Annotated in this window: 12 protein-coding genes and 1 pseudogene; 5 read left to right on the forward strand and 8 right to left on the reverse strand. The window is 50.4% G+C overall.

Going from position 1 to position 11,892, the window contains the following annotated elements:
- The first annotated feature begins 29 nt into the window (after window positions 1-29).
- Window positions 30-422 carry an 8-oxo-dGTP diphosphatase MutT gene (gene mutT / locus OH663_RS09270; RefSeq protein ID WP_045439833.1) on the forward strand — a complete coding sequence of 131 codons (393 nt, stop codon included), beginning with the start codon at window positions 30-32 and terminating at the stop codon, window positions 420-422.
- A gap of 76 nt (window positions 423-498) precedes the next feature.
- On the opposite strand, the gene yacG is transcribed toward mutT, so the two are convergent.
- The 3 genes from yacG to coaE are packed head-to-tail and all read right to left on the reverse strand — an operon-like array spanning window position 499 to window position 2,066.
- Window positions 499-693, reverse strand: a complete 195-nt coding sequence (gene yacG, locus OH663_RS09275; protein ID WP_045439835.1) for a DNA gyrase inhibitor YacG — start codon at window positions 691-693, stop codon at window positions 499-501.
- Window positions 694-702: 9 nt separating this feature from the next.
- On the reverse strand, window positions 703-1,446 hold the full coding sequence (zapD, locus tag OH663_RS09280) for a cell division protein ZapD (RefSeq protein WP_045439837.1): 744 nt from the start codon (window positions 1,444-1,446) through the stop codon (window positions 703-705).
- Complete coding sequence (gene coaE, locus OH663_RS09285) at window positions 1,446-2,066, reverse strand: dephospho-CoA kinase (protein ID WP_200011463.1); 621 nt, start codon at window positions 2,064-2,066, stop codon at window positions 1,446-1,448. Before coaE ends, zapD begins: the two co-directional genes overlap by 1 nt.
- Before the next feature lie 225 nt (window positions 2,067-2,291).
- Between coaE and OH663_RS09290 the strand changes: the two genes are divergently transcribed.
- Window positions 2,292-3,335 (forward strand): GMP reductase, encoded by a 1,044-nt coding sequence (locus tag OH663_RS09290; protein WP_048222053.1) that lies wholly within the window; start codon window positions 2,292-2,294, stop codon window positions 3,333-3,335.
- 108 nt (window positions 3,336-3,443) lie between these two features.
- Here OH663_RS09290 and hofC read toward each other — a convergent pair whose 3' ends face one another.
- The 4 genes from hofC to nadC all read right to left on the reverse strand — a co-directional run bounded on the left by hofC (window position 3,444) and on the right by nadC (window position 7,574).
- Complete coding sequence (gene hofC, locus OH663_RS09295; protein ID WP_200011466.1) at window positions 3,444-4,646, reverse strand: protein transport protein HofC; 1,203 nt, start codon at window positions 4,644-4,646, stop codon at window positions 3,444-3,446.
- Entirely contained in the window at window positions 4,636-6,021 is a 1,386-nt protein-coding gene (gene gspE / locus OH663_RS09300; RefSeq protein ID WP_136345311.1) for a type II secretion system protein GspE, read from the reverse strand. Before gspE ends, hofC begins: the two co-directional genes overlap by 11 nt.
- A gap of 11 nt (window positions 6,022-6,032) precedes the next feature.
- Entirely contained in the window at window positions 6,033-6,470 is a 438-nt protein-coding gene (ppdD, locus tag OH663_RS09305) for a prepilin peptidase-dependent pilin (RefSeq protein ID WP_045439856.1), read from the reverse strand.
- 210 nt (window positions 6,471-6,680) lie between these two features.
- Window positions 6,681-7,574, reverse strand: coding sequence for a carboxylating nicotinate-nucleotide diphosphorylase (gene nadC / locus OH663_RS09310; protein ID WP_045449439.1), 894 nt, complete (start codon window positions 7,572-7,574; stop codon window positions 6,681-6,683).
- 87 nt (window positions 7,575-7,661) lie between these two features.
- Here nadC and ampD point away from each other — a divergent pair.
- Window positions 7,662-8,221, forward strand: a pseudogene (gene ampD, locus OH663_RS09315) (1,6-anhydro-N-acetylmuramyl-L-alanine amidase AmpD).
- Entirely contained in the window at window positions 8,218-9,072 is an 855-nt protein-coding gene (gene ampE, locus OH663_RS09320; RefSeq protein ID WP_048222048.1) for a beta-lactamase regulator AmpE, read from the forward strand. Before ampD ends, ampE begins: the two are co-directional and overlap by 4 nt.
- Before the next feature lie 59 nt (window positions 9,073-9,131).
- Here ampE and aroP read toward each other — a convergent pair whose 3' ends face one another.
- The gene (gene aroP / locus OH663_RS09325; protein WP_167493945.1) at window positions 9,132-10,505 is read right to left on the reverse strand and encodes an aromatic amino acid transporter AroP; all 1,374 of its coding nucleotides are present in this window, start codon (window positions 10,503-10,505) and stop codon (window positions 9,132-9,134) included.
- 563 nt (window positions 10,506-11,068) lie between these two features.
- Between aroP and pdhR the strand changes: the two genes are divergently transcribed.
- Entirely contained in the window at window positions 11,069-11,833 is a 765-nt protein-coding gene (pdhR, locus tag OH663_RS09330) for a pyruvate dehydrogenase complex transcriptional repressor PdhR (RefSeq protein ID WP_003018699.1), read from the forward strand.
- Window positions 11,834-11,892: the final 59 nt, after the last annotated feature.

The following is an 11,892-nucleotide window of genomic DNA, read 5'->3' on the forward strand; positions in this document are numbered from 1 at the left end:
ATTCTGCGCCTTTTTTATGGACGTACAATATGAAAACACTGCAAATCGCTGTTGGAATTATTCGTAATCAGCAGAATGAGATTTTTATTACTCAGCGCGCCGCTGATGCTCATATGGCTAACAAGCTGGAATTTCCCGGTGGGAAAATTGAATCAGGTGAAACACCTGAACAAGCTCTGATTCGTGAGCTACAGGAAGAGGTTGGGATTACGCCAATTCAGAGCCGGTTGTTCGAAAAACTGGAATATCAGTTTCCGGATCGGCATATCACATTGTGGTTTTGGCTGGTAGACAGTTGGGAAGGCACGCCATGGGGAAAAGAGGGACAACCGTCTCAGTGGATTGCGCAAAACGCGCTGAATGCGGAAGATTTTCCGCCGGCAAATGAACCCGTTATTACGAAGTTAAAGCAAAATATGTAGTTCTTATGCCGGATGAGGCGACGCTGCCATCCGGCATAAAGCATGTATACCTGATGGCGCGCAGGTTTGAGTCTTACTATTCTTTTTCTTCGCTCCAGTCATCGCTTTCTGACAGATCGCCGGAACTGGGGATACGTTTCTCTTCTGCTGCCCACTCACCTAAATCAATTAGCTGGCAGCGTTTGCTGCAGAATGGGCGAAACGGACTGGTTTCAGCCCACACGACAGGCTTTCCACAGGTTGGACAGTTGACGATAGTTTGTTCAGACATATTCATTCCTTAACAGCATGCCAGGTCAAAATCGAGACGCTCGGGTACCTGGCCATTCTCACTATCCAGTGGCATAAAGCGGATGGCAAAACGGCTTTTATGGCCAGATATTTGCGGATAAAGCTGCGAATCAAGCGGCAATTGCAAACGCAGCAAATCTGCATCTTCGCCATTATCCTGATAAAACCCGTTCAAACTGGTCTGTTTGCGAAACGGTGCAGAATTACGGATTAAATCAAGAACCAGCGTCAGCGCCTGATTGAGGGGCTCCAGGCTGGCAATCCAGCGCCCGACCTGTTCGTCACGCTGCGCCTGCGATGAGTGCAACCAGATATGCAGAGTTGGTAAATCAAAACTGCAACACCCACCAGGAATACTTAAACGCTGGCGAACCAGACCAATTAAGCGATCTTCACGCAATGTTTGTCCGATGCGCGGGGCCGAAATTAAAATACTGCCTGCGTTTTTTAACTGCTGGCGCAGAGAGTCAATTCGGTTTTGATCGACGCCGGGAACTTCAACCCAGGCCTGAAGTTTACGCTGTTGTCGCTCCAGTTCTTTGAGGAGTTCGGTACGCACTTCACCCCGTTCAAAGACATCCAGTAAATCCCCAATGTTGCGGAAAAAATGCAGTGCATCTGCATGGTCTGCAATGGGTAAATTAACGGAGAGTTGCTGAGTTAGAAATTCAATGCGCAGCCATGTACGCATCTTCTCATTGAGAGGGTGTTCAAAAAGGACCTGGGTGTGCATTACGGTTTTTCCTGTGAGACAAACTGCGACGCGCATTGCAAATAGAGCGCGTGCAGGCGGGCAACATCCGAGACGATGGCATCCGGTGCGCCATTATTATCAATAACATCGTCTGCCACGGCAAGACGCGCTTCACGCGAGGCCTGGGCAGCCAGAATTTGTTCTACATGCTGGCGAGTCACATCATCACGCAGCATGGTGCGTCTGAGCTGTGTCTCGGGAGTAACATCAACCACGAGCACGCGATTGGCTTTTTTATACAATGAATTCTCAACCAGCAGAGGTACAACCCATAACAGATAAGGAGAGGTTGCTTGTTGAAACTGGCGCTGAGTTTCCTGCTGAATAAGCGGATGGAGCAGGGCATTCAGCCAGGCTTTTTCATCAGGATCGGAAAAAATACGTTCGCGTAAAATTCGCCGTTGTAACGATCCATCTGCAGCAATGAGTTCGGAGCCAAAATGTTCGGCAATCGCCTTGAGCGCTGGCATATCTGGTTCGACCACCTGACGCGCAATAATATCTGCATCAATCACGTTTATTCCGAGGTCAGCGAACGCATTCGCAACGGTACTTTTACCACTGCCAATACCGCCGGTTAAGGCTACCGTATACCTCATAGATCCAGATCCTGGAGTTTAAGTTTGATTATCAAACAGTTAAAAGTTAAGCATGCGAAGGCGAGGCTGTTGCAGGATTAACCTACTATTCGCCAGGTAAATTTATGGGATTGTAGCGTAAAAAAAGAGAATTTCGCAGTCTTGCGCGGTATTGATTAGTGCGTATGATAGCGTCACTGGAGTTGTGAGTTTCGATTTTTAGCCATTAACCCCAGGAATCCGCACATGCGTATCGAAGAAGATCTGAAGTTAGGTTTCAAAGACGTTCTTATCCGCCCTAAGCGTTCTACTCTCAAAAGCCGTTCCGATGTTGAGCTGGAACGTCAATTTACCTTTAAACATTCAGGTCAGACCTGGTCCGGCGTACCTATTATTGCCGCGAATATGGACACCGTCGGGACATTTGCAATGGCTACGGCACTTGCATCCTTCGACATCCTGACCGCTGTGCACAAACACTATTCTGTAGAAGACTGGGCTGCTTTCATCGCGGGTACTTCTGCTGATGTACTGAAACACGTGATGGTTTCAACCGGGACCTCTGACGCTGATTTCGAAAAAACCAAACAAATCCTGGCCCTGAATCCTGCGCTGAACTTTATCTGCATCGATGTGGCAAATGGTTACTCAGAGCATTTTGTGCAGTTTGTGTCGAAAGCGCGCGAAGCATGGCCGACAAAAACGATTTGCGCGGGCAATGTCGTTACCGGCGAAATGTGTGAAGAACTGGTGCTTTCTGGTGCTGATATTGTCAAAGTTGGTATTGGTCCAGGTTCTGTTTGTACCACGCGTGTAAAAACCGGTGTGGGCTATCCACAGCTTTCTGCTGTTATTGAATGTGCTGATGCCGCTCACGGTCTGGGCGGAATGATTGTCAGCGACGGCGGCTGCACGATGCCCGGTGATGTGGCAAAAGCGTTTGGTGGCGGTGCAGACTTTGTGATGCTTGGTGGCATGCTGGCCGGTCACGAAGAAAGCGGTGGTAAAGTGGTCGAAGAGAACGGTGAAAAATTCATGCTGTTCTATGGTATGAGTTCTGAATCCGCCATGACGCGCCACGTTGGTGGTGTAGCACAATACCGTGCAGCGGAAGGCAAAACCGTTAAGCTACCGCTGCGTGGCCCGGTTGATAATACGGCTCGTGACATCCTTGGTGGTCTGCGTTCTGCCTGTACTTACGTAGGTGCATCCCGCCTGAAAGAGCTGACTAAACGTACAACGTTTATTCGTGTTCAGGAACAAGAAAACCGTGTTTTCAATAGTCTGTAAAAACAGATAGTCAATCGTAAAATGCCTGATGGTGTGCTGCTTGAAGGCCTACGTTATGTGCTTCGTAGGCCGGATAAACCGTTTACGCCGCCATCCGGCATCTGAGGATTACCCCACACCGCTCATCGCATCTCCCAGGTGAAAAATCGGTAAATACATCGCGACAACCAGTGTACCGATAATCAACCCTGTAATGACAAGCAGCGCAGGCTCAAGTAGCGCAGCCAGGTTCTCTGCCTGTGACATTGTGTTCTCGCTATGATGTCGTGCCAGATTTTGCAACATTGCATCCAGCGAGCCGGACGTTTCTCCTGTTCTCACCAGCTGTAAACACAATGGACTGAATTCTCCGGCATTTTTGAGTGCCAGCCAGATCGCTTTTCCGGCACTGATGTCTCGGTGCGCTTGCGCTAAACGTTGAGACCAGAAAGGGCAAGCCAGCGTTTCGGCCACACTCTCCAGACCTTGCAAAAAGGGAATGCCTGCACTTTGTGTTAACGCCAGGACGGTAAAGATCTGCGTGAGTTTTTGGCCCCTTACCAATGGTCCTATGACAGGGCAACACAGAAGAAATCTCTGACGCTGAATAAGGTAGTAGGGTTTCTGCTTTACCAGACAGTATGCCAGCCCCAATGCCAGTCCGAGTAATCCCGCCAGCCACCCCCATCGACTACTGTATTGTGCGACAGCAATAATTCCCTGCGTCAGTGCCGGCAACGGGGTGTTGAATGTACGATAGATGGCAGCAAATTCAGGTAGTACAAAATGCAGCATGGCGAGCACCACCATGACAGCCATTGTGAGAATGATGACCGGATAACGCAGCGCTTTTTTAACTTTATCAGTAAGCTGTTGCTGTTCTTTCTGTTGTCGGGCGAGTTCAAAACAGCAGTCGTCCAGCTTACCGGTGAGTTCTCCCGTGCGAATCATCGCCTGGTACAATGGAGGGAATACGTGCTGCCATTGTGAAAGTGAAGTGGAAAGTGAAATGCCCTGTTCCATATCGTAAGCCAGTGTGCGTAGTAACGCCTGCCATTGGCTGCTGGGATGTTGCTCGGCAAGTAGCGCTAATCCTTCGGAAAGTGTCAGTCCTGCTTTAAGTAACGTGGCTAACTGGTGTATCGCTTCGCGACTTCTTGTTCTGCTCCATTGTGAGGTTTTAACCTTCATGCGCTTAACGCGTATCGGTGTAATATGCGAATGCTCCAACGCCAATATTAGCGAAGGGCGAGTATCCGCCCAAAGAGCCCCCTCCATTGGTTGTCCCTCGTTGTTAATTCCATGCCAGCGCCAGAGTTGTTTAGCTGACATGGGGCATACCCAGTACGCGGATCAGCTCTTCAAACGTTGTTAATCCTTGTTCAACGGCCTGACATCCATTACCGAAAAGTGTGAGCATCCCCGCCTGCTGTGCATCCGATTCCACGATGTCGATGGATGTGCCGCTGGCGATGCACTGTCGTAATGCTGGTGTGACGGGCAGGACTTCAAACAATGCACTGCGGCCATAATAACCGTGATAACAGTGTTCGCAGCCAGGCGCCAGCCAGCGTGGAAGTGGGGTGGGCCACAGCGTAGCCGGGAGTGTGATGGGGGAGTCAAGACGTTGTCGACAATAGGGACACAGTTTTCTGACGAGTCGCTGCGCAATCACCAGCGTCAACGCTGAGGCGATCATCCACCGTGCTACGCCCATTTGCTGCAGGCGTATCAGCGTTTCACTGGTGGAGTTGGTATGCAGAGTTGAAAGGACCAGATGACCGGTTTGCGCGGCTTTGAGGGCAATCTCAGCCGTCTCGCCGTCGCGGATTTCACCCACCATGATAATGTCGGGGTCCTGTCGCAGCAGCGCACGTAATACGCTCTGAAACGTGAGACCTGCGCGTGGGTGAATTTGAGTCTGGTTGAGTCCTTCGATCGGGATCTCTATTGGGTCTTCCACGCTACAGATATTCACATCCGGGGAGTTTCTGGTTTGCAGCGCGCTGTACAGCGTAACCGTTTTGCCACTCCCGGTAGGCCCGGTTACCAGAACCAGCCCCTGAGGTTGCTGTAATGCTTGTGAAAATGCCGCCAGTTGCGCGTTCTGCATTCCCAACGCCTTGATCTCCAGCGTCTGCTCAACCTGATGCAGCAATCTCAGCACCACTTTTTCACCATGACGACAGGGTAACGTCGCGATGCGAAACGAGATCGGTTCTCCTGAAATATCAATGGTAAACTGCCCATCTTGTGGAAGCCGGTGCTCAGCAATGTCCAGACTCCCTAATACTTTTAACCTTGCAGTGAGGGCAATGCCTGTATCCGTCGCGATATCTGGTAAGGTGTGAAGAACACCATCCACGCGTAACCTTATTCGGTAGCGATGTTCTGCTGGTTCAATGTGAATATCAGAAGCGCGTTTCGCCAGAGCGGATTGCAACGTCTGATCCAGCAATTCTGCTGCGGTAACACTGCTTTCAGGGACGATTGCCGGAAGCCTCGCCCGTGTATTGTGTGAGTGACCTTCCATTTGCTGACGAGTCCAGCACACGATGTCGATGCGTCTTGTAGTCGCAAAATGCAAAGCGTCCAGCAGTTCGTGAGATGGGGCATCCACGACGGCAATATGCACCACGTCATGGTCTGCATCCAACAATATGCCCTGATAACGCTGGCACAGTGCTGTCAGTTGTGTGGTATTCATCTCTTGTCCTCTTACTGCGCATCAAATCGGAAAACGTCTTCACAGGCCTGCTGCAAAGCGCTGTCATTTGAGATGCCGCAGTTACGGCTCCAGCCGGTAATACCGTTGGCATTTTCCCAGTTTGGCGTCATGGTGATGTTCAAACCGTTCAGGCTTTCCTGCCCGGTGAGGGTAACCACGCCCTTTTCAACGCTCATGCCGGAGACATAGCGGGTCGTGGCTGGAGATGGAATACCATTGGTCCCGGCATCACAGGTCTCAGTTCCGCCATGCTCCAGTGCGCAGAGTTCGACTGCCGTACGATAGGGGACAAAGGTTTGCAGCATGTCTGTTAGTGCTGCTTTGCGCAGATAATTTTGATAGGCCGGAATACCAATAGCACTGAGAATGGCAATGATGCCAATGACTACCATAAGTTCGATAAGCGTGAAGCCTCGTTGCTTGTCCATTGTTCTCTCCTTGAGTTAGCTGGCGCTACTTTGGCAAACAGGAGGGAGCGTTTGCGAGAGGCAAAAAACAAAACGGGAAGGTGGGTTCAGAGATATCTATATTTCTTTCAACGCAAGATGGCGTATTTGCGAAAAGGCTCGAAGAAATTGCCGAATAAGCGGGGAAGAAGGCCCGATACGCGAAGCGCCATCGGGCAATACACTTTGCTATTAACGAAAACGCATAGAGAGATCGAGGGCGCGAACGTGCTTTGTCAGTGCACCTACGGAGATGAAATCCACGCCGGTTTCGGCAAATTCGCGTAGCGTTTCGTGGGTGACGTTCCCTGAGACTTCCAGACGGGCCTGGCCGTTGGTGCGTTTAACCGCTTCGCGCATTTGATCGGTCTCAAAATTGTCCAGCATGATAATGTCCGCCCCAGCTTTCAGCGCGTCGTCCAGTTCATCCAGATTTTCAACTTCGACTTCGACCGGTACGTCCGGATGCAGCCAGAAGGCTTTTTCGACGGCCTGACGTACCGATCCGGAAGCAATAATGTGGTTTTCTTTAATCAGGAATGCATCCGAAAGCCCTAGTCGATGATTTGCGCCGCCGCCGCATAGTACGGCATATTTCAGCGCTGTCCGGAGTCCCGGCAGGGTTTTACGCGTATCGAGAAGTTGGGTATTTGTCCCTGCCAGCAGGTCGACGTAACTGCGCACCACGCTGGCGACACCGGACAGCGTTTGCACAAAATTGAGCGCGGTGCGTTCACCTGTAAGCAATACACGGGAAGGACCGTCCAGTTCAAACAGCGGCTGATTAGCTTTAATACTGTCGCCATCTTCGACATGCCAGGTGACGCTTACATCATCGCCAGCAAGCTGAATAAAGACCTCTTCCACCCAGCGTTTTCCACAAAAAACGCCATCTTCACGCGTAATTACGGTAGCGTGGGAACGCATATCCTCAGGCAAAAGTTGCGCGGTGATATCGTTATTGGCATTAACTTCCCCACCTAAATCTTCGCACAGTGCCTGGGCAACAGCAGCAGGGATATCGAGGTTTATGCGTTCCAACAGCGCGTCACGTCGGTAGTCAGGGTTATAGCGGCGAGGCGGCATGATAAAACTCCAAATTGCTAACGAATCATAAGGTAGAAACATGCTACCCTGAACCTGATATGAGCACCACCAATAAGGAGATTCTGCATGTTGTTAGATGAGGGCTGGCTGAGGCACGACGCGTTCCTTCTCCACATTACGATTGCCGCCCGGACGACGAAACCCCTTCTTTGCTGGTGGTTCATAACATCAGTCTGCCGCCTGGTGAATTTGGTGGTCCGTGGATAGACGCGTTATTCACTGGAACAATTGATCCCAATGCCCACCCTTTTTTTGCAGAGATCGCCCATTTGCGCGTTTCTGCCCATTGTCTGATCCGTCGCGACGGCGAGATCGTGCAGTATGTCCCTTTTAATAAACGCGCCTGGCATGCAGGTGTATCGAACTATCAGGGACGTGAACGCTGTAATGACTTTTCGATTGGTATTGAGCTGGAGGGAACGGATACGCTGGCCTATACCGATGCGCAGTACCAGCAACTGGCAGCCGTTACGCATGCTCTGATTCAGCGTTATCCGGAAATTGCCAGTAACATAACCGGGCATTGTGATATTGCGCCTGAGCGTAAGACCGATCCCGGTCCGTCTTTTGACTGGGCAAGGTTTCGCGCCCTGGTCACCCCCTCGTCACACAAGGAGATGACATGACGCTGTTTACAACATTGCTGGTGTTGATGGTTGAACGCCTGTTTAAGCTGGGTGAACACTGGCAGCTTGACCACAGGCTCGAAGCCTTCTTCCGCCGGATAAAACATTTTTCTATGGCGCGCACATCAGGAATGACAATTATCGCGATGGCGGTGACGTTTTTGCTGCTGCGAGCCCTGCATGGGCTGCTGTTTAATGTCCCGCTGCTGGTGGTTTGGATCTCAATTGGCTTGCTGTGCATTGGCGCAGGTAAGGTTCGTCTTCATTACCATGCATACCTGAATGCGGCTTCGCGTAATGATGCACATGCCCGTGAGGCGATGGCCAGCGAACTCACGCTTATCCATGGTGTTCCACCGGACTGTGATGAGCGTGAGTTTTTGCGTGAACTGCAAAATGCGCTGTTATGGAACAACTTTCGCTTTTACCTGGCGCCGTTATTCTGGTTGATCGTCGGTGGCCCATGGGGACCGGTGACGCTGGTAGGCTATGCTTTTCTGCGCGCGTGGCAGTCCTGGTTGGCGCGTTATCAGACACCTCATCAGCGTTTACAATCGGGTATTGATGCGATTCTGCATGTGCTGGATTGGATCCCGGTACGTCTTGCCGGTGTGGTCTATGCGCTGCTGGGGCATGGTGAAAAGGCGCTACCTGCCTGGTTTGCCTCGCTGGGAGATCTGCATACTTCGCAATATCAGGTGTTAACTCGCCTGGCGCAGTTCTCGCTGGCGCGTGAATCTCACACCGATAAAGTAGAAACACCTAAAGCCGCTGTTTCAATGGCCAAGAAAACTTCGTTCGTAGTGGTGGTCGTTATTGCGCTGCTGACGATTTACGGGACGTTGATTTAACGTATTGTTGCCGGACGGCGTAGGTAATACCCCCTACCTTATGCAGGTAGGGGGTATAATTAATGCGCTTTAACAGCCCTGGCTGTTTTTTGTTTGCACAGATAGCCAATACCAAGAATGGCAATCCACACCGGGATCAGGTAAACAGAGATCGCCATGCCTGGTGTCATCAGCATAATCACCAGTACAGCTGCCATGAAAATCAGGCAGATCCAGTTACCCATCGGATAGAACAGCGCCGGGAAGCGGGTGGCAACGCCCTGTTGTTGTTTCGCTTTGCGGAACTTCATGTGCGCGAGGCTGATCATTGCCCAGTTGATCACCAGTGCAGAAACCACCAGTGCCATCAGTAAACCAAATGCGGATTCCGGTGCCAGATAGTTAATCAGTACGCATAAAGCCGTAACCAGCGCAGAGACCAGGATCGTGTTGACTGGTACACCGCGTTTATCCACGCTCATCAGTACTTTTGGCGCATTACCCTGTTGAGCCAGACCGAACAGCATACGACTGTTGCAATATACACAGCTGTTATAAACAGAAAGAGCAGCGGTCAGCACCACGACGTTCAGCGCATTAGCGACGAATGTATCTCCCAGTTCGTGGAAGATCAGTACGAACGGGCTGGTATCTGCTGTCACACGCGTCCACGGCATCAAAGAGAGCAGAACGGCCAGGGAGCCTACGTAGAAAATCAGGATACGGTAAATAACCTGGTTGGTCGCTTTGGGGATGCTTTGTTCCGGGTTATCCGCTTCTGCAGCCGTGATGCCAACCAACTCAAGTCCACCGAAGGAGAACATGATAATAGCCATCATCATGACCAGACCGGTGAAACCGTGTGGCAGGAAGCCACCTTGATCCCACAAGTTACTGACGCTGGCCTGCGGGCCACCGTTGCCGCTAAACAGCAACCAGCCGCCGAACAGGATCATCGCCACGACCGCAATGACTTTAATAATGGCGAACCAGAACTCCATCTCACCGAACACTTTAACGTTGGTCAGGTTGATGGCGTTGATAGCAACGAAAAAGACCGCAGCAGAAACCCAGGTTGGAATTTCTGGCCACCAGAACTGAATGTATTTCCCGACGGCAGTCAACTCGGCCATGGCAACCAGTACGTACAGTACCCAGTAGTTCCAGCCGGAGGAAAAACCTGCGAAACCGCCCCAATATTTATAAGCAAAGTGGCTGAAGGAGCCTGCAACTGGCTCTTCAACCACCATTTCACCCAACTGACGCATTATCAAAAAGGCAATAAAGCCGGCGATAGCGTAACCCAGAATAATACCCGGCCCTGCAGACTGAATAACGGATGCGCTCCCGAGGAATAACCCGGTGCCTATCGCGCCACCCAGCGCGATAAGCTGTATATGGCGGTTTTTAAGGCCGCGCTTTAGCTGATCGCCATGCTGTTGACTTTCCATCATGAAACCTCGTGTGTGGTTTTACTCTTTATATTCGAGTACCTATTTTTTGAACCACGCAGTGACGCGTGTGTAAGTTTGCAATTCCGTTTGTTGTATTGTTTTGTTTACGGCAGTGGTAGGTAAAATGTTGCCTAAATACTTTTGTCCTGGACAGAATAATGTTATGCGGACGCGAATGCACCTGCTTTATGAAGGGGGGATGACGAGTTGAATAAAAAGAAACCATTTGTAAACACAGGATTATCTACCACAAAATTTCCGATATGAATTTTTATTCGAAAATTGTGCTTACAAAATCGATAAATTGAGAGTTGAATCGGTTCAGATAAGATATTTTTTCGTTTCAATTACGTTAAAACTACTCCGTGATGGGTAAATTTAACATTTGTGCATAGTTACATGTTTGAAACGTTATTTCTGTAATGTTGTTAAAATGTGCCCGCTTTACTGATTTCAATCAAAACCTGTATGGACAGAAGGTGAATACTTTGTTACTTTAGCGTCAAGAACATGAAATTGGTAAGACCAATTGACTTCGGGCAAATGGCTTAAGACAGGAAATCATGGCCTACAGCAAAATCCGCCAACCAAAACTCTCCGATGTGATTGAGCAGCAGCTGGAGTTTTTAATTCTTGAGGGGACACTTCGCCCCGGAGAAAAACTCCCACCGGAACGCGAGCTGGCAAAACAGTTCGACGTATCCCGCCCCTCTTTACGCGAGGCGATCCAACGCCTTGAAGCGAAGGGTTTGCTGCTTCGTCGTCAGGGCGGTGGCACTTTTGTGCAGAGTAGCCTGTGGCAGAGCTTTAGCGACCCACTGGTCGAACTGCTCTCCGACCATCCTGAATCCCAGTTTGACCTGCTTGAGACGCGTCATGCGCTGGAAGGTATTGCTGCATATTACGCAGCACTGCGCAGCACGGATGAAGATAAAACGCGTATCCGTGAACTCCACCATGCAATCGAGCTTGCTCAACAGTCCGGCGATCTTGACGGCGAGTCTGATGCGGTTCTCCAGTATCAAATTGCTGTCACTGAGGCGGCACACAATGTAGTGCTCCTCCATTTGCTAAGGTGTATGGAGCCCATGTTGGCCCAGAACGTCCGCCAAAACTTTGAATTGCTGTATGCGCGTCGGGAAATGCTGCCACTGGTTAGCAGTCACCGCACCCGTATTTTTGAGGCAATTATTGCCGGTAAGCCAGAAGAGGCACGCGAAGCGTCCCACCGTCATCTGGCGTTTATCGAAGAAATTTTGCTGGACAGAAGTCGTGAGGAAAGCCGTCGTGAACGCGCCTTACGCCGTCTGGAGCAACGAAAGAATTAGTGATTTTTCTGGCAGAAAGTTAACCAGAAGATGTTGTAAATCATGCGCCAATTAAAGTG

The sequence above is a fragment of the Citrobacter sp. Marseille-Q5395 genome (assembly GCF_947057495.1).
Classification (GTDB): Bacteria; Pseudomonadota; Gammaproteobacteria; order Enterobacterales; family Enterobacteriaceae; genus Citrobacter; species Citrobacter murliniae.